This is a genomic window from Rouxiella chamberiensis, from assembly GCF_026967475.1.
Taxonomy (GTDB): Bacteria; Pseudomonadota; Gammaproteobacteria; order Enterobacterales; family Enterobacteriaceae; genus Rouxiella; species Rouxiella chamberiensis.
The window spans coordinates 3,947,461-3,964,831 of record NZ_CP114058.1 but is presented as its reverse complement, the minus strand read 5'-3'; the positions used below and the strand labels follow the sequence as shown (position 1 = coordinate 3,964,831).

The following is a 17,371-nucleotide window of genomic DNA, read 5'->3' as shown; positions in this document are numbered from 1 at the left end:
GCCGACGTCGTGCGGGAGACAGATTAAATACTGCCGCCCGCCGAAATCGTAAAGCCGACATCGACCATTTTTGGCACGACCTCTTCTCCGCGTAGCCGCGCCAGTAAACGTTCGGCGGTTATCTGCCCCATACGTTCACGCGGCGTCAGCACGCTGGCAAGCCTCGGCTCCATGGCCTGACCCATATTGTGGCCATGGAAGCCGGCTATCGCCATTTGTTTCGGAATATGCAATCCCTGCCGCAGACATTCGAAAAACGCCCCGGCCGCAAGGTCATCGTTGGTACAGAAGATGCTGTCGATTTGAGGATAGTCGCGCTGCGCCTGCTTGAGCAGTTCGGCTCCGGCGGTATAACTCGACGATCGCGTCGTCATCACGCTGTAAGGCTGCAACCCCGATTCCCGCATCGCCTGCTCATAACCCTGCTGCTTGATTAAGGTTCGTTCATCCTGACGTGCGCCGAAATAGACCACGTGACGATGCCCGTGGGCAATAATCTGCTGGGTCATTTGTCGTGCGGCTTCAAAGTTGTTGAAGCCTACGGCGAGGTCGACGCAGGGCGAGATGCAATCCATCATTTCAACCACGGGGATCCCGGCGACTTCTATCATCTTCAAGGTTCTTGCAGAGTGATTACGTTCGGAAAGAATCAGCCCGTCGATGTTATAGGAAAGCAGCGAGGTCAGCCGTTGCTCTTCCCGCTCGGCGCTGTAACCGTAGTGCGCGAGCATGGTCTGATACCCGTGAATATCCGTGATGCTCTCGATACCGCGCAGCACTTCCGCAAAAACCTGGTTGGTCAGCGAGGGCAGCAATACGCCGATGGCGCGACTCTTGGCATTGGAAAGAATATCGGGCGCACGATTCGGAATGTATCCCAGCTCGTCCAGCGCAGTGGCTATCTTCTCCTGCAACAGCAGAGAAACCTGTTCGGGGTTGCGTAAATAACGGCTCACCGTCATTTTGGTTACACCCACCCGATCGGCGACGTCCTGAAGCACTGGCCTTTTTTCTTCATTTTCAATGAACTGGGATAGAGGGAACAGGGAGGAATTTTAGCAAGAAATGACACACTTTGGGACAAAAAAAAGCCAGCACCCGGCTGGCTAAAATAATACTGGAAGCAATGTGAGCAATGTCGTGCTTTCCAGGGACCCGTTTGACTATGGTGAATAGCCACCCCGGAACGCATGACAATAATAATCATTATCATTCGCACTTGTAAAGCACTTTTTTCGTTCGATTTTTAAATTGCTTAAATAAAATAGACTGATAAATTAAGAGGTTATTACCCTCATCCCTTCAAGGAGCCGTCGATGAGCCAGATTGAAATCCGCCATGTCGAACCCGAAGATTATGCCCAGTTGCATAAGCTTTATAGTGAGGAACAGGTGTTCGGCGACACGCTGCAACTGCCGTTTCCTGCATCCGGTCTTTGGCAGAAACGGCTCGCAGACATCGCTCCCGGCACCTACAATCTTGTCGCCTGCTTTGGCGAGCGCGTCGTGGGGCAGATAATGCTTCACGTGAATCCTTCAATGCGCCGCCGTCATACGGCAACCTTTGGTATGGGCGTGCATCCTGAATTTCAGGGACAAGGCGTAGGCAGCAGGCTGCTTGCCGCCGTGCTGGATCTTTGCGACAACTGGCTGGGCATCAGTCGCGTGGAACTCACGGTATTTGTCGATAATCCGGCGGCGATTGCGCTGTATAAAAAATTCGATTTCGTGCTGGAAGGCACGTCGGAAGGATTTGCCATGCGCGAGGGCAAACTGGTCGCCGCACACCACATGGGCCGAGTGCGTATCTAATGTGTTCTCCCCCTCTCGCCAAAGCGCAGGCGGGGAAATCACTCCAGGACGCGTGTTTTATCTTTCTGCATCAGACGCGCTACCAGCGCCGCACTGAGCAACACCGCGAAAGCGGCGGCCAGATAAATCGACGGCACACCCGCGTGGGTTATCAGAATTCCCGCCAGCGGGCCTGTTATCCCCAGCGAAAGATCCATGAAAGCCGTATAGGTCGCCAGCGCACTGCCCTGATTCTGCTGAGGCAGACGTTTTACCGCCACGACGCCCAGCGCCGGAAAGACCAGCGAGAAGCCTGCACCGGTCAGCATCGCGCCTGCCAGCGCCATGGGCGGGATAGGCGCGGCCCATACCATGAGGAGTCCCGTCGCTTCGAAGAAGAAACACGCCAGGGCGACGCGCTGCCCGCCGAATCTATTGATAATATTTGGAAAAAGCAGCCGCATGCAGACAAAGGCCGAGCTGAACAGCGTCAGGGCAAAAGCGCCGCCGCTCCATCCCCTCGCATCATAAAACAGCGTGATAAAGGTGGCGATGACGCCAAAACCGCAGGAGGCCAGGCCGAGCACCATGCCATAGGGCAGCACGTTGCCAAGTACCTGGCGGAAAGGAATTACGCTACTTGTGCCACGCTGTACGCCCTCTTTGCTCATCGCCAGCAGGAGCGCCGCCAAGGCAACGCCGATAATCAGTCCCGCCAGCAAGGCGAGGCCGCCGAGGTGAAATATCCACACGCCGAGCGGTGCGCCGACCGCCATCGCCCCGTAGGTCATTACTCCGCTCCATGAGATAACCTTGCCGATATGCAACGAGCCTACACGGCCAATTCCCCAAAGTGTTGACCCCGTACCGGCAAAACTTTGCCCCACGCCCAAAACGCCCCTGCCGATGCACAGTAAAACCAGACTGGTGACTGGCGAATCGGCTTGCCACAGCGCCAGAAGATAAAAGACGCCGCTTAGCAGGCAGCCGGAAAGGCCGATGAGCACCACCTTTTTGGCGCCCAGCAGATCGGCGTAGCGACCCGCGTGAGGGCGACTCAGCAGCGTGGCGAAATATTGCATACTGATGGCGACGCCCGCCCAGAAGGCACTGAACCCCAGACTGTCATGCACATAACCCGGCAGTACCGCCAGCGGCAAACCGATGGTCAGGTAATTGGCAAAATTCAAAACCATAATGCCGAGGATCTGGAGATTGACGTTGGCCGGTCGGGCCGTTTGAGCTGCGCTGGACGACATTGAAATGAGAAATCTCGATTAGATTCAAGACAGTCTGCCGCTAACACTGCCGGCAAACCCCTGATAGCCACTGTATTGAGAATAGATTATTTATTCAACGTCATGCCAATATCGAGCCATTAAACATGAGTATCAGTAACTTATTAATTCAGATTGTTAAGCTGTATTTTAAAAAAGGAATTTTTTAATGGATCGATTAATTCAAGTCCGTTAAGAGAATCATTAATTATTTACATCACGCAAGTTTATATTATTTAATTATTCAACCTCCTTATTTAATTGAATTTAATAACCCCAGCCACATTATTGAGCAACATCACAAATAAACCACAAAGTTCAAAAACAGTTTTTTATATCTCCTGTTTGCCAGTACCGTGGAAGTCCTTCCGGGATAAAAATCTATTTATTTAATTCAATCATTTAAAATAAGGATGAGATAATGACGCGCAAATATTTAGCAGTACTTGTTTCCACGCTATTAATGGGGAATGTTGCCAACGCCGCCGAGATTTATAATAAAGATGCAAATCAACTGGATTTGTACGGAAAAGTGGTCGGGCTCAACTATATTTCGAGCAATGCCGATGCGCATGGCGATAAATCCTATGCACGCCTCGGTTTTAAAGGGGTAACGGAAATAAGTAAAACGTTAAGCGGTTATGGTCAGTGGGAATATAACATCAAAACCAGCGCACCCGAATCAGCGCCAGGCGGCAGTGCAACTCGACTGGCATTTGCCGGGTTGAAGTTCGCCGATATCGCTACCTTCGATTACGGCCGCAACTTTGGCGTGCTTTACGACGTGGAATCCATGACCGACAACAATCCTGAATTCGGCGGTGACAGCTGGGCCAGAACCGATAACTTCATGACCGGTCGCGGCAATAATCTGGCCACCCTGCGCACCAGCAACTTCTTTGGCGCCATCAGCGGCCTGAATCTTGCCCTTCAATATCAGGGTAAAAACGAAGGAAGCAAAGGCACGGAAAACCGAGACACCAGCGTCGAAAACGGCGACGGCTGGGGCGCGTCCACTTCATACGACCTTGGCAGCGGCATCCATATTGCTGCGGCCTATGCAAAATCGGACCGCACGGATGCGCAGTCTGCCGACAAGAATGGCCAGTCTGCCGATGCCTGGACTGCCGGCTTGAAATACGATGCCAATCAACTCTACCTCGCCGCCATGTATGCCGAAACACACAACATGACGCCTTACGGAAAAAATCAGTTTGCCAACAAGACGCAGAACGTCGAGCTTGTCGCGCAATACCTGTTTGTTGACGGCTTCGCAGAAGGTCTGCGCCCTTCAATCTCTTACATTCAGTCAACCGGCAAGGCACTGAATGAAGTGAAAGACGATAAAGATGCCACCAAGAGTTACAAAGGCGGAAAACATGCGTTGGTTAAATATGTTGAAGTCGGCACCAGCTATTACTTCAATAAAAACATGTATACCTACGTCGATTATAAAATCAATCTGTTGAAGAAAGATAACTATACGCGCCTGGCGGCCGTGAATACCGACAATATTGTGGGTGTAGGCCTGGTCTATCAGTTCTAATCTTTTTACTGGTTTACTGTGATAAATCTGCATCACAAAAAATACCGAACCGGCTTGATGGCCTGGTTCGGTATTTTATTATGCCGTATCCACGTTATCTTCACTACTCGGCTAATTTAGTCAACCTTGATTTCAGTGACGACTCCATTTTTTTGAACTCGAGTGCATATTCATAAAATATTTCACCCGCCTGCGTCAGGCTAAAAGGGCGAGTTCTGATGATGAGCTTCTCTCCCATGGTTTTCTCAAGGAACTGACTCGAATGGAAAGCGCAGAAGTGGTGATGTTCAAAATCTTGGCTGCTTTATCAAAATTTCCATTATCGATGATAGCCAGAAACCCATTAATACTCTTAGGTTCTAAAAACATGTTAACTCCTTGTTAGCTTTTTAGGATTGAGATCATTTATCAAGACTTTATCTTGTTTAATAGTTTGTAATACGACATAGAGGGATCATAAAAAGACAAGTTATCTCAATAACTCAACGAAAAATAATTTCAATCACAGCTTTCTTTCTTCTCTGCCATGTTTAAATTACATTAAGATAACAACCATCATTTATCTTCTCGTTACTGGCGGTAAAATTGCCACAAATTAATTTAAAACAATAGCAAATTTCGCTTAAAATTCTTAAAACGAATGAAAACAGGCAGCGAAGGGTTACTTATTAAATTGAAATAAACATTAGAATTGTGGAAAGAATGATAATCTTCATCACTTGTAAATTTAATATAACTTAATTATAGGTGCATAAAAAAATCCTGAATGGACGCCATGCCACGCAGGATTCATATCGCGAGGTAATAATTAAGAGGCTATTTTTTCTATTTTTTTCCTGAGACTGCTCTCAAGATCGCGCAACTTGAGCGCATGATTATAAAAAATCTTACCGCTTTCAGTAAGAATGAACGGTCGCTTACGAATCAACAATTTTTCACCAATGATACGTTCAAGGGTGCTCATTCTTATTGATAATGCAGAGGTAGTGATACCTAATGTTTTCGCGGCGCTGGCAAAACTTCCGTTTTCGACAATAGCAAGAAAGCCTTTAATTCCTTTAGGTTCGATAGTCATAAATAATCCTTGTACTCAATTTTCCTTGGGAGAATATCTCGAATAATATAGTTTTATGTGTATCTATAGAAAATCAACATACCTATAGGGCTTATCCATAACAATATGGATAATATAGATAAAAGCAGAAAATAAACTTTAGAAAGTGTGGATAAATAATGATTCAGATATCCACAACTCAATTGCCATAATACAACACTGAAAGGTCATCTTTAATTTGAAAACGGTAAAATCAGACAGTTTGCGGCATTACCTTCTGCTTTCTCATTCAGACTGCTGATAAGAACACCGCGAACTACAAAAACCCATTGCCAGAAGTAGACTAAATGTCTATTGTGGATAATAATTCCATTAATTAGGAAAGCGTCCATGAAGTGCACCGATATCGATGTGTCACGCCTCGCCGAGGAAATTACCGCTGCACATGCCTTGCTGCGTCCACAGGTTGCTGTTACTGCCCTGACCCACAGTCCGGCGCTGTCGGCGCACACCGGCTGCGAAATCTATCTTAAGTGCGAACATCTCCAGCATACCGGTTCGTTCAAGTTTCGTGGTGCCAGCAACAAAATCCTCAAACTCAATGATTCGCAGCGTAACAAGGGCGTGATCACCGCCTCCTCCGGGAATCACGGTCAGGCGCTGGCGCTGGCGGGCCGTCGCGCTGGTGTTGCGGTTACCGTCTATACCACCACCAGCGCTTCGCCGCTGAAAATTGACGCCATCAAAGCCTATGGCGCGCAGGTGATTTCGCTGGACACCGACCCCCTCTCCGTCGAACTTGAAGCGGCCAGACAGGCGCACCAGCAGGAGACACTGTTCATCTCTCCCTATAACGATGCCGATATCATCGCCGGTCAGGGCACGATTGGCGCGGAGTTGGTCGAGCAATTACCCGATGTGGATGCGGTATTTGTCGCGGTCGGCGGCGGCGGCCTGATTTCGGGCATCGGCGCGGCGTTGTCACAGCGTAAACCGGACACGGAAATCATCGGCTGCTGGCCCGCCAATGCACCTACCCTGCAACGATCGCTTGAAGCAGGCCACATTATCGAGATGGAAGAACAGGAAACCTTATCCGACGGCACCGCAGGCGGCATCGAGCCCGGCAGCATGACGTTTCCGCTCTGCCAGAAAGTGATCGACAGAACCGTGCTGGTCAGCGAACCAGGAAATCCGCGCGGCCATGAAATCCGTAGCGCGACATGAGCGCTGGATGATTGAAGGCGCGGCAGGTGTTGCGTTGGCGGGAGCCATTAAACTGGCAGCAGATTATCAGGGCAAAAAAGTCGCCGTTATTCTCTGCGGCCGCAACATCCTGCTGGAAAAGTTTCTGGATGCCGTACAGTGAAAATCTACAGTCAGACCCAGATAGTCGGCGCAATGGAGATGAACGTCGCCGCACAGCGCCTCGTCGACGGATTTATTGCCTATTCGCGCGGACAGGTACAGGTTCCGCCGGTACAAAATTTTATCTTTGGGCAGGCCAACGGCGACTGTTGTGTAAAATCCGCCTGGATTGAAGGCAGTGAACATTTTACCGTCAAAATTTCGACGGGCTTTTATGACAATCCGGCAAAAGGATTGCCCAGCAATGACGGCATGATGCTGGTGCTGTCGGCCAAAACCGGACAACCGCGCGCATTGTTGCAGGATGAAGGCTGGTTGACCTGCATCCGTACCGCTCTGGCCGGGCAAATTGTTGCCCGCGCGCTGGCGCCACGTGTCATTACCGGCATAGGTATTCTCGGCACCGGCGTTCAGGCGCGGATGCAGCTGGAGCAACTGATGGCGCTGACCTCGTGCCGTCGACTGACCGTCTGGGGCCGCAACCACATGGCGCTCGAGAGCTATCGCGAATTCGCCACTTCACTGGGTTTTGAGGTCGAGACGACGCAGGACGCGGAACAGGTCGCGCGCCATGCCAATCTGATTGTCACCACCACGCCCTCACGCGAGGCGCTGCTGCAACGGGCGTGGATCCAGCCGGGTACGCATATCACGGCCGTCGGCGCAGACGGTGGCGGCAAACAGGAGCTGGATGTCGATTTGGTCGCGAGTGCAGAAGTGATTGTGGTCGACTCAATCGAACAATGCCGTCGATACGGCGAGATTTCCCATGCGCTGAAACAGGGGCTTATCAGGCAGGAACAGCTGATTGAACTGGGTTGGCTGCTGGCTGGAGAAACGCGAGGCCGCGAGAATGACCAGCAAATCACGCTGGCCGATTTGACCGGCGTTGCCGTGCAGGACGCGCAAATTGCGGACTATGCCATGCAAGCCTGCGCCGAGGCACTGCCGGGCTTATAACGAGGAGGTTTCGCGTAGGGCCTTCACATATTTATAGACGGTGGCCCTGCCCATCGACAGCACGTTTGCCACGTAATCGACCGCGCTTCGGCCTTCGAAAGCCCGTTCGTGATACAGCGCTTCAACCAGCTGACGTTTATCCTGTCGACTCAGGCTGTTCAGCGCCAGATTGTTTTTATGCAGCCAGGCATGCAGAAAAGTGTTGATACGCTCCTGCCAGTCGTCACGAAACAGCGCATCGGGTTGCGGCATGAGGCGGCTGGCCTGAAAGAACAGGTTCAGCGCATCGCGCGCCTGTTCCAGCACCGAATAGTTGAGGTTAATGCACAATGCCATCACCGCCTCGCCCTGCTCGTTGCGCAAAATACTGGTGATGGAACGCAGGCGTTGCCCGTCCCAGTTCAGCTTCTCGTAAGGCCCGATGCTTTGCACCGACATCGCGTCATCCGGCAGTTCATCCAGCGCAGAGTCATCGCCAATCTTGCGCTTCGACAGGTTGTTGGCGATGTGTACCACGCGCTGAGTCGCGAGATCATGGAGAATCACTTCGGCGTGCGGAAACAGCAGCGTCGCAATACTGTCAGCGATAACCTGATAATTGACGGGCTGAAAGGCGTTGGCGGTGCTCATAGGCATTTCCGGTTCTGACTGGAGCGCCTGATAATACAGCATTAAGCCACGCCTCGACATCCCCACGGCAAATGCGCAACCGCGCAGCTACTCTTTATCAATCCGTGATTATTTTCATTTTTTGCGTGACCTGCCGCATCCCTAAAAATAACAGTCCGTATCCGCACAGATTATGCCGCCGAAACAATAGGCAAATCGACGGCTTGCTGATAGGTTGATATCTCACTATGTTGCTGAATTTTACACAGGAATTCGCCAATGAAATTAAGCCTTGAAGCCCTGCTGATTCTGGATGCCCTCGAACGTCATGGCTCGTTTGCGGCAGCGGCAGCCACCTTGTTCAAAACGCCCTCCGCGCTGAGTTACACCATTCAGAAGATGGAGAGCGACTTGAACATCAAGCTGCTCGACCGTTCCGGTCACCGGGCGACCTTTACCAGCACCGGAAAACTGATGCTGGATAAAGGGCGGGTGCTGCTTCAGGCGGTGAGTGAGCTGGAGCAGGAAGCCCAGTATGTCGAGAGCGGCTGGGAAAGCAAACTGACGCTGGCGCTTGACGCCTCTGTGCCTCTGTCACTGCTTACGCCGCTCATTGATCTGTTTTATCAGCAACATCAGCACACGCAGCTGCACTTTACCCATGAAGTGCTGGCCGGCACCTGGGAGGCGCTGCTTTATCATCGTGCCGATATCATCATTGGTGCGGTTCGTGAACCGGTCACGCGCGTCGGCATTGGCTGCTTCCCGCTCGGCCTGCTGGATTACGTGTTCGCCATTTCGCCTCGCCATCCGCTTGCCGCTCTTGAAGAACCGCTGGATCGCGAAAATGTGCGCCAATATCGGGCCGTGGTGATTCAGGATTCTTCGGTACACGCCAGCGGCGCAGATTTACGCATTCTCGATCGGCAAAAAATCCTGACCGTGCATGATTTTACCGCCAAAGTGACAGCGCAGGCGGCCGCGCTCGGATGCGGTTATTTACCGCGCTACCTTGCCGAGCCTTATCTGCAGTCAGGAGATCTTGTCGAAAAAACGCTGGATGCCGAATGTCATCAGGACATGGCTTATCTGGCCTGGAATGAAAATTCCTGCGGCAATGCTGCAAAATGGTGGATTGAGCAATTGAAAGACTTCAGCGGCTTCGGCGACATTTATTCACGCCCTGCGTGATGCCAACTCCGGCCCTGGCCTCTCATCTGAAGACGACATTGCCATAAAACGGCCACACGAGATTCTAGATTCCGTCATCCTGCTGAAATAGAAATGTCATTGTCATGTCCTATGGTCGAGCTAATTCAACCGGAGGACATTCTATGTTTAGCATGGACCACGTACTTCAGGATCTTGCCCCGCAGCGTAAAACCCCTTCCTGGCAACTCAATCTGTTAAAACAGCTGTTTCGCGAGAAGGAGTTTCAGCAACTGGCAGAGCATCATCGCCATCTGAAAGGCGTCGATATGGTCGAACAGATTCTTGACCACTTTCAGATCCGCTGCGAACTTTCTGACCGCTGTCTGGAGCAGATCCCGAGTTACGGGCCGGTGGTCATTGTCGCCAATCATCCTATCGGTACGCTGGAAGGTCTGGCGCTGTTAAGCGCCGTCGCCTCGGTGCGCAGCGATGTCAAAGTTGTCGCCAATCGGCTGCTGTCGCAAATTGAATCTTTGAGCAGTTTGATTATCCCGGTCGACAACATGAAAAACCGCACCGGACGCGCGCCCATAGCCACCATGCAGGCACATCTTGAAAATCAGGGCGTACTGATTGTGTTTCCGGCGGGTGAAGTCTCTCGCATGACGTCCAAGGGCGTGCGCGACGGCCGATGGCACAGCGGTTTCATAAAACTGGCTGCCAGAACGCGTGCCGCTATCGTGCCGGTACACATCAGCGGTAACAACAGCGCGCTGTTTTATCTTGGCTCGATGATTTACAAGCCGATTGCCACGCTGCTGCTGGTTCACGAAATGTTCGGGCATCGTGGTAGTACATTGAAATTGCAGATTGGCGCGCGCATTCCCTATGACAGCTGGCATGATGGTCACTCGCGGGCAAAGGATCTCGCCGCACGCTTTCGCAAGCACGTCTATCGTCTTGGTCAGGGAAAATCCGCGCTGTTTCGCACCGAATCGGCTATCGCGCGCGCCGAAGACCGCGCCGTTCTCAAACATGCGCTGGAAGCCAGTGAAGTGCTGGGGCAGACGCCCGACGGAAAGTTGATTTATCTTTATCGTCGTGGCGAGGAAGACTCCGTGCCAATTCTGCGCGAACTGGGTCGTCTGCGGGAAATCGCCTTCCGCGCCGTGGGCGAAGGTAGCGGTCGTCGCCGCGATCTCGACGGCTATGATGACGACTATTATCATCTGGTGCTGTGGGATCCGCAGGCGCTGGAAATCGTCGGTGCCTACCGCTTTATCCCTACCGCCCTGCAGCTCGACCCGCAGAAAGCCGAGGGCATTTACAGTCAGAGTCTGTTTCATTACGGACACCAGATGGACCCGATTCTGGCGCAAGGCATCGAGCTGGGCCGCAGCTTTATTCAACCCGCCTATTGGGGAAAACGGGGACTGGATTATCTGTGGTTGGGCATTGGCGCGTATCTGGCGAAATATCCGCAATATCGTTATCTCTTTGGCCCGGTTTCCATTTCTGGCGGCTTGCCGCTGGCTGCCCGTGACCTGCTGATTGCTTTTTACCGTCTGTACTTTGCCCCCGACCTGCCGCTTGCCACCTCAAGACGTCCTTACCCTGCTTCGCTTCCCGACGTGCTGGCCCAGTTCAGCGGCGACAGTTATCCGCAGGATTTGCAGCGTCTGAAACGCCTGCTCGCCAATTTGGGATGCAGCATTCCGCCGCTTTATAAACAGTATTCAGAACTTTGCGAAACGGGCGGCGTGCAGTTTATCGATTTCGGCAGCGATCCTGCTTTCAATAACTGTATCGATGGCCTGGTGCTGGTCGACCTGGCAAAACTGAAACCTTCGCGGTATGAGCGTTACATCGCGGTCCATCAATCAGGTGCGGTACCGGTGCGTGAGAAGGTCAATAACTAAACAATGGCTCACACAACAACGAATAATAGGTGAATGAATCACGAGTTGGCGGGCGATGGATTGACAGCGTAGAGGTGCGCACTACAGTAGAAAAGAAAGGCATTTTACCGGCTCGATATCGGTTATGCTGGATTTACATGGGGATTCCCATGCTTTGCTTACCTGTGTCTACGCTGGAACTTTAATGAAATTGACTATCCTGATGATGAGTTTGCTCTTGCTTGCTGGCTGCGGCACTGGCGCGGCGGGATCGCTTTTTAAAATCATTCCCGCCAGCAACAACGTTTGCCCACATGGCAACGATGTATTTACCAACCAGTGCAACAGTTAGTGGTTAAATGGCTCTTCACGAGCCAACACTTTATCGATGATTTTCAACACGCCTTCCTCATTGTTGGAAACGGTTGAATAGCTCGCTGCCTGTTTGGCAGCGGGCATGCCGTTAGCCATCGCAAATCCGAAGCCTGCCTGTTTCAGCATTTCGACATCGTTGCCGCCATCGCCGAAGGCCACGACTTCGCTATCCTCGATGCCCCAAATCTCTTGCAGCATACGCAAGCCGTTGGCCTTGTGACGCCCCGGAATGATCAGGTCAGCCGAACCGTGTCCACTGGAAACCGAGGTAATAATGTCGCCCAGCGCCTCGTCGAGAGAGGTCATAAACTTCGCCAGATGCGCATCGTCGATATTGGTCGCGAATTTGAAAATCTGGTCGTCGATTTCCTGATAACTTTCGATTTTCTTCAGGCGGTGATAGTAGTTCTTCATCTTCTGATAAAACGCCTCGGGCTGCGACGCCAGAATGTAGGCGCTGTCTCTGCCGCAAATCACGGTATTCAGGCCCGGCGTGGCATCGATAAACGCGAGGATTTTGGCGACCGATTCGCGACTCAGTTCAGCTACGGACAAGTCTTTGCCTTCGTTGACGATATAAGCGCCATTTTCGGCCACAAAGGCGATATCGGCTTCGATTTCAGGGTAGAAAGACTTCAGCTGGTAGTACTGATTGCCGCTGGCGACCACAAACTTGATCCCCTGCGCTTTGAGTTGATGATATTGCGCCAGAAATTTCTCTTTATTGTATTTTTTACTGTCGTCGAGAAAGGTTCCATCCATATCTACTGCAATGAGTTTTACCGACATAAATCCCTCGCCTTATGTTCAAAATGTAAGCTTCATCATAGGGGCTATCGGTTAAGGTTTAAAGAAAAAGACCAGTCCCAAACGGGATCTGGCCTTGAAATGAGGATAAAAAGCGGAATTTATCGCTGCATATTCAATAAATTGAAACTTAGAAGCCGTAGCGGATGGCGTCTTTGCTTTTTTGCATTAATCCGTCGATTTTATCGGAGTAAAGCTCCAGCCCTTTGCCGTCTCCGGCCTGTGAGCATTCACGCCGTTTGGCGTTATACGCTTTCATCAGTTGTGCCTGTGCAAAACCGGGCTTACCGTAACACGCCATGCTTTTTTCCCAGCAGGCGATCGCCGCATCGGTATTTTGCTGTTCAGCGTAGCTTTTACCCAGTTCATTAAGCGCTTTTGCACAATCGGCAGGGGCCAGGTTTTGAGCAAGAATAGCGTCGATTTCAGTCGTCATGTCAGCCTCCGGGGAACCTAGTGGAAGAAGTTAAGTAAATGACCAAATACCAGCCCGACGCTTATCACGTCCGAGTCGCTGAAGGTCACATTGGATAAACCGAATTTACCGAGCAGCGGCAGCAACAGTGCAGGCAGCAGGGTAATAAACAGCCCGTGGAAGATACCGCCGATAATCGCCCCGCGACGTCCGCCGACCGCGTTACCAAAGATACCGGCGGTGCCTCCGGCGAAGAAGTTGGTCAGCATGCCGGGCAAAATCATCGCCAGACCGATGGTCGGGAACAGGAACATGCCGATAATCGAGCCGATGGTGGTCGAAATGAATCCGATAATTACCGCGTTGGGCGCATAAGGGAATAGAACCGGACAGTCCAGCGCCGGAATGGCATTCGGAACGATGCGCAGCGCAATGCCACGGAAAGCCGGTACGATTTCTGCCAGCAGCAGGCGCACACCGGCCAGCAGGACATAAACCCCCACCACGAACTGTATGGCCTGCAGGAAGGCGTAAACCATATAGTTAACATTATTGGATAATGGCGCAATGACCTCAGGACCCGCCACGGCAGCCGGGATCAGGTAGATAGGGATCATTACAACCATCATCGACAGGTAGGTATCCTGCAGGAAGGAAAAGGCCTGAGGCAGTTCGAAATCTTCGGTGCTTTTACTGACGTCGCCGGTCACTTTCGCCACGCCAGCCTGAATGATATAGCCAATGGTGCAGAAATGGCCGAGGGCGATATCGTCGGAACCGGTAATCTTGCGCACGATAGGCTGCGCCAGAACCGGCATGCCGACCGCCATGACACCGGCAATCACGCCGCCTATCACAATCAATTCGGTCCCGCGCAGGCCGCCCATATAGCCAATGACGGAGCAGACCGTAGCCATCCACAGCGAAGCCTGACCGGTAAGAAAGATATATTTAAAACGGGTAAAGCGCGCAATCAGGATATTTACGATAAAAGCCAATACCATGATTAATGCCGTTTCACGCCCGAGGGTTTGCTGGGCAATACCGGCGATGGAGCCGACGTCGGTTACAATACCCCGCATGTTGAATCCCTTCTGGAATATCTCACCCAAAAAGGTCAATGTATTAACAATAATGCTGGCGCCGGACAGTAAGACTAAAAATCCAAGCAGTGTTTTCAGTGTGCCGGTAATCACTTGCCCCGGGCTTTTTTCAGGGCAATCAGCCCGATCATAGCAATCAGGGATATTAAAATTGACGCCTGGCCGAGTACGTCGTTTACAATAAAGTGAAGGAAAGACATATAAAGTCCCCTGTAGAGTTCACGGTGATCGAGCTATTGGGTAAGATGCTTATATATTATTTTTTTGGCTATCTATTTTAATTAACTGGGTGTATTCGCCATAAGGCCCATTTCTTGCAGCACAGGCGTAATTTTTTCTTTAATTTCATTTTTGTCGACGAGGCGCTTTAAATAGATAATTTTGGCCGTGACATTATAGTGAGCGAACTGCGAACGGAAGTTTTCACCGGTGAAAATAATGTCTGCGCGGGTAGAGGTCGCGCTCGAAATATCGCAATGTGACAGGTCGGCATCAATACCCAAGTCTTTCAAGGCCGCTTCGATACTCATTTCACAGGCAAAACTGCTTCCGAGACCTGCACCGCACACCGCTAGAATTGATAACTTTTTCATGGGTTTTCCTTAGGATAGAAGAGAGTTAATATTGCTCGATAGCCTGCAGGACAGCATCCTTGCTTCGGCAGTTCCTTAACTTTTCCACGACCTCATCATCACAAAACAAGTGTGAGAGGCTGGCTATCATTTCGATATGGGAATTACTGTCGATAGCCGCCAGTGCAAAGACGATATAAACCGGATCGTTATCTTCACTGTGGAATTCAACGCCGTTATTAACAATGACCAGAGATAATGCAGTACGAATTACGCCTTCTTCGGGCCGTGCATGTGGCATGGCGATCCCTTCGCCCAGTACATAATAGGGGCCGATTTCGCGATGCATGTCATAGATGGCCTGAAGATAGCGCGGTTCGACGGCACCGGTTTCTATTAAAGGTTGAACAGCCAATGCGACAGCACTTTGCCAGTCTTGCGTCTGTTCAACGATGCTAATATTACTTTCATTAATCCAGTCAGTTAACATTTTGCCTCTTAATAATCTTTCATTAGAAAATAAAAATGACTTATCTCAGTATCATAGTTAACGCTATTCAAAACTGTGATCCAGTCACGCCTATTTATCATTGATAAAAAATAATAATATGGACTTTCTGAAAATAATGGCATAGCTATCAAAATAAATTGATATATATGTCAGTTAACATAATTAGACAATAACGTAATAATGACTCTATGCGTCTGCACTCGCGGTATTAAGGCAAATTATTTGCAATCCATTCCTTGATGGCATAAATATCTGCCGGACGTTCCTGATCTGAATAATAGACCGGACCCAATTCCATTGGCTGCGCTTTTTCGGCCAGAACTTTTAGTTCGGGAATATATTCCGCGCCTAAATGTCCGGGAAGACGATCCCCTAATCGCGCTTGATATCGTGCACCGGCACTGTCGGGCGAAATCTGGCACCAGATTTCCAGCACCTGCGTAACCCCGGCCTGAGTCAGATACGTTTCCAGTACCTCTTTAGGCTGAAAACCGAACCAGGCATCGACAATAAAGGAAGAACCTTGCGGCGCATCGCCAATAATCGACCAGATAACCTGATAACTGGCTTGACCCAGCTTGCGGTTGAATGCGCGGTCTACCCCTTCGAGCCGTTGCAGAAAAGGATTTTTGACGCCATCCAGCGACAATGACAACCAGCCAGTCTGAGCAGAGAGTTCAACGGCGAGACTGCTCTTGCCGGAAGCAGGGATCCCGTTGACCAGAATGACCCGTTTACCCGCCTTGGTCAGCGCATCGACGTTAAAAACTTCTCTTTTCTCAGACATGTTCCACCTGTTCGGTTGAGGCGTTTTTACCCTTTTGCGCCGCTTTGTAATGTTTCTGAATCACCGCCTGCAACTCTTTCAAACGCGGCACCGCGACCGTTTCCAGTTTGGTTCGGGTTGTATCGTGGTCCAGGGAAATGCAGTCTTTCCACAGTGAACGTCCTGCAATAACGCCCGACGCGCCGGTACTCATGGCGTCTTCGACCTGTTTCAGGAAGGTGGTGTGATCAACCCCTGCCGACAGTACCGCCCAGGGCACGTCGCCCGCAAGCTTGGTGATGGCTGCGCAGGCATCTTTTGAACCCGGATAAGGCAGTTTCAGCACTTTGGAACCGGCTTTTAAACAGATTTCCGTTCCGCCATAAATCAGCTCCGGCACTTTGGCTTTATACTCTTCGTCCGTTTCGCTATCCAGTTTATAGGTCAGAAACTCAACCACCAGCAGCAGATCTTCGCGAGAGAAGTCGTCGATGCACTTATGCAGAATATCAATATTGTGCTGATTGGCTTCCGGTTTATCGGAGCGCAGATACACCATGATTTTTCCGCCGGTGGCACCCAGCTCGCGAACCGCGGCGGGCATCCACATCTTTCGCCAGGCGAGAAAGGCGGTAACCTTCAGGGGAATTATCCCAGCCGGAAGCATCCAGCCCGATGAGCAATGCGGTGTCGCGGGCGATAATGCCATCATCAACCAGTTGTGGAACGGCGCAGATAGGGTCCACCAGAACGCAGGACGCCTTGCTGGCAAGATATTGCGTAATGTCGGCTTTAATCAGGCCAAGCTGTTTTTCGGAAATGGAGGCTTGCTGCTCGGGGTCACTGGCAAGCAGAGTACGCATGCCGCCGCGTTGGTCGCAGGCAATGACCAGCATCGCACCGTTCTGGCCACAGATTTGCTGATAACCGCGTAATTCGGAAGTGGACAACTTTGACATGAAACGCTCCTTTGCGTGAAATTTATTACAGATTAAAAAATCTCGATTACACTGGATGCTCTGTCGTTTCCCCTGTTCGCAAGGGAGGTCGAAAAATCATGAACAACGCCGGTTCTAAAGGGTTTGTGCCCTATATGGAACATTGCTTTATGACCGCCATTGAGCAATAATCCCTCAATCGACGCTTTGAGTGTAATTCATTACTGAAA

General features: G+C 51.0%; 16 protein-coding genes and 3 pseudogenes. 7 read left to right on the top strand and 12 right to left on the bottom strand.

Translation table 11 applies throughout. The features are described from left to right. Positions 1–23: 23 nt before the first annotated feature. A complete protein-coding gene (gntR, locus tag O1V66_RS18435) occupies positions 24–1,025 on the bottom strand; it encodes a gluconate operon transcriptional repressor GntR (RefSeq protein WP_269128366.1) in 1,002 nt (333 codons plus the stop codon). Between the two features lie 291 nt (positions 1,026–1,316). Between gntR and O1V66_RS18430 the strand changes: the two genes are divergently transcribed. Then, positions 1,317–1,811 (top strand): GNAT family N-acetyltransferase, encoded by a 495-nt coding sequence (locus O1V66_RS18430; protein WP_045048701.1) that lies wholly within the window; start codon positions 1,317–1,319, stop codon positions 1,809–1,811. A 38-nt stretch (positions 1,812–1,849) separates the two neighbouring features. Here O1V66_RS18430 and O1V66_RS18425 read toward each other — a convergent pair whose 3' ends face one another. Then, positions 1,850–3,049, bottom strand: a complete 1,200-nt coding sequence (locus tag O1V66_RS18425; protein ID WP_045048702.1) for an MFS transporter — start codon at positions 3,047–3,049, stop codon at positions 1,850–1,852. A gap of 439 nt (positions 3,050–3,488) precedes the next feature. On the opposite strand from O1V66_RS18425, the gene O1V66_RS18420 reads away from it, so the two are divergent. Then, complete coding sequence (locus tag O1V66_RS18420; RefSeq protein ID WP_045048703.1) at positions 3,489–4,613, top strand: porin; 1,125 nt, start codon at positions 3,489–3,491, stop codon at positions 4,611–4,613. 195 nt (positions 4,614–4,808) lie between these two features. On the opposite strand, the gene O1V66_RS18415 is transcribed toward O1V66_RS18420, so the two are convergent. Beyond that, entirely contained in the window at positions 4,809–4,982 is a 174-nt protein-coding gene (locus O1V66_RS18415) for a LysR family transcriptional regulator (protein ID WP_269127958.1), read from the bottom strand. A 439-nt stretch (positions 4,983–5,421) separates the two neighbouring features. Further along, entirely contained in the window at positions 5,422–5,688 is a 267-nt protein-coding gene (locus tag O1V66_RS18410) for a LysR family transcriptional regulator (RefSeq protein WP_045048705.1), read from the bottom strand. A gap of 390 nt (positions 5,689–6,078) precedes the next feature. Here O1V66_RS18410 and O1V66_RS18405 point away from each other — a divergent pair. Then, positions 6,079–7,036: pseudogene (locus O1V66_RS18405) on the top strand (threonine/serine dehydratase). Beyond that, entirely contained in the window at positions 7,033–7,995 is a 963-nt protein-coding gene (locus O1V66_RS18400) for an ornithine cyclodeaminase family protein (protein ID WP_045048707.1), read from the top strand. Before O1V66_RS18405 ends, O1V66_RS18400 begins: the two are co-directional and overlap by 4 nt. Here O1V66_RS18400 and O1V66_RS18395 read toward each other — a convergent pair. Beyond that, positions 7,990–8,625 (bottom strand): helix-turn-helix transcriptional regulator, encoded by a 636-nt coding sequence (locus O1V66_RS18395; RefSeq protein WP_045048917.1) that lies wholly within the window; start codon positions 8,623–8,625, stop codon positions 7,990–7,992. The two genes, O1V66_RS18400 and O1V66_RS18395, sit on opposite strands and share 6 nt — an antisense overlap. Before the next feature lie 258 nt (positions 8,626–8,883). Here O1V66_RS18395 and O1V66_RS18390 point away from each other — a divergent pair, with 258 nt between their 5' ends. The 3 genes from O1V66_RS18390 (at position 8,884) to O1V66_RS18380 (ending at position 12,006) form a co-directional block, all read left to right on the top strand. Next, on the top strand, positions 8,884–9,795 hold the full coding sequence (locus O1V66_RS18390; RefSeq protein WP_045048708.1) for a LysR family transcriptional regulator: 912 nt from the start codon (positions 8,884–8,886) through the stop codon (positions 9,793–9,795). A 143-nt stretch (positions 9,796–9,938) separates the two neighbouring features. Next, entirely contained in the window at positions 9,939–11,675 is a 1,737-nt protein-coding gene (olsF, locus tag O1V66_RS18385; protein WP_045048709.1) for a bifunctional ornithine lipid synthase OlsF, read from the top strand. 184 nt (positions 11,676–11,859) lie between these two features. Next, entirely contained in the window at positions 11,860–12,006 is a 147-nt protein-coding gene (locus O1V66_RS18380) for a hypothetical protein (RefSeq protein WP_160292259.1), read from the top strand. On the opposite strand, the gene O1V66_RS18375 is transcribed toward O1V66_RS18380, so the two are convergent. From O1V66_RS18375 to O1V66_RS18345, 7 genes and pseudogenes are all read right to left on the bottom strand, one after another. Then, positions 12,003–12,818 carry a Cof-type HAD-IIB family hydrolase gene (locus tag O1V66_RS18375; protein WP_045048710.1) on the bottom strand — a complete coding sequence of 272 codons (816 nt, stop codon included), beginning with the start codon at positions 12,816–12,818 and terminating at the stop codon, positions 12,003–12,005. The two genes, O1V66_RS18380 and O1V66_RS18375, sit on opposite strands and share 4 nt — an antisense overlap. Positions 12,819–12,966: 148 nt before the next feature. After that, positions 12,967–13,272 (bottom strand): hypothetical protein, encoded by a 306-nt coding sequence (locus O1V66_RS18370; protein WP_045048711.1) that lies wholly within the window; start codon positions 13,270–13,272, stop codon positions 12,967–12,969. A 38-nt stretch (positions 13,273–13,310) separates the two neighbouring features. Continuing rightward, positions 13,311–14,554, bottom strand: a pseudogene (locus O1V66_RS18365) (PTS sugar transporter subunit IIC); the annotation flags it as partial. Between the two features lie 81 nt (positions 14,555–14,635). Next, positions 14,636–14,947 (bottom strand): PTS sugar transporter subunit IIB, encoded by a 312-nt coding sequence (locus O1V66_RS18360; protein ID WP_045048713.1) that lies wholly within the window; start codon positions 14,945–14,947, stop codon positions 14,636–14,638. Positions 14,948–14,972: 25 nt separating this feature from the next. Further along, entirely contained in the window at positions 14,973–15,416 is a 444-nt protein-coding gene (locus O1V66_RS18355; RefSeq protein ID WP_045048714.1) for a PTS sugar transporter subunit IIA, read from the bottom strand. Between the two features lie 229 nt (positions 15,417–15,645). Then, the gene (locus O1V66_RS18350; RefSeq protein ID WP_045048715.1) at positions 15,646–16,224 is read right to left on the bottom strand and encodes a P-loop nucleotide/nucleoside kinase family protein; all 579 of its coding nucleotides are present in this window, start codon (positions 16,222–16,224) and stop codon (positions 15,646–15,648) included. Next, a pseudogene (locus tag O1V66_RS18345) lies at positions 16,217–17,162 on the bottom strand (tagatose-bisphosphate aldolase). The gene O1V66_RS18350 and the pseudogene O1V66_RS18345 overlap by 8 nt, the downstream one beginning before the upstream one ends. Positions 17,163–17,371: the final 209 nt, after the last annotated feature.

Coding starts and splice junctions, on each gene's coding strand:
- O1V66_RS18430 (WP_045048701.1), top strand. CDS start 1,317: ATGAGCCAGATTGAAATCCGCCATGTCGAACCCGAAGATTATGCCCAG.
- O1V66_RS18425 (WP_045048702.1), bottom strand. CDS start 3,049: ATGTCGTCCAGCGCAGCTCAAACGGCCCGACCGGCCAACGTCAATCTC.
- O1V66_RS18420 (WP_045048703.1), top strand. CDS start 3,489: ATGACGCGCAAATATTTAGCAGTACTTGTTTCCACGCTATTAATGGGG.
- O1V66_RS18415 (WP_269127958.1), bottom strand. CDS start 4,982: ATGTTTTTAGAACCTAAGAGTATTAATGGGTTTCTGGCTATCATCGAT.
- O1V66_RS18410 (WP_045048705.1), bottom strand. CDS start 5,688: ATGACTATCGAACCTAAAGGAATTAAAGGCTTTCTTGCTATTGTCGAA.
- O1V66_RS18395 (WP_045048917.1), bottom strand. CDS start 8,625: ATGAGCACCGCCAACGCCTTTCAGCCCGTCAATTATCAGGTTATCGCT.
- O1V66_RS18390 (WP_045048708.1), top strand. CDS start 8,884: ATGAAATTAAGCCTTGAAGCCCTGCTGATTCTGGATGCCCTCGAACGT.
- olsF (WP_045048709.1), top strand. CDS start 9,939: ATGTTTAGCATGGACCACGTACTTCAGGATCTTGCCCCGCAGCGTAAA.
- O1V66_RS18380 (WP_160292259.1), top strand. CDS start 11,860: ATGAAATTGACTATCCTGATGATGAGTTTGCTCTTGCTTGCTGGCTGC.
- O1V66_RS18375 (WP_045048710.1), bottom strand. CDS start 12,818: ATGTCGGTAAAACTCATTGCAGTAGATATGGATGGAACCTTTCTCGAC.
- O1V66_RS18370 (WP_045048711.1), bottom strand. CDS start 13,272: ATGACGACTGAAATCGACGCTATTCTTGCTCAAAACCTGGCCCCTGCC.
- O1V66_RS18360 (WP_045048713.1), bottom strand. CDS start 14,947: ATGAAAAAGTTATCAATTCTAGCGGTGTGCGGTGCAGGTCTCGGAAGC.
- O1V66_RS18355 (WP_045048714.1), bottom strand. CDS start 15,416: ATGTTAACTGACTGGATTAATGAAAGTAATATTAGCATCGTTGAACAG.
- O1V66_RS18350 (WP_045048715.1), bottom strand. CDS start 16,224: ATGTCTGAGAAAAGAGAAGTTTTTAACGTCGATGCGCTGACCAAGGCG.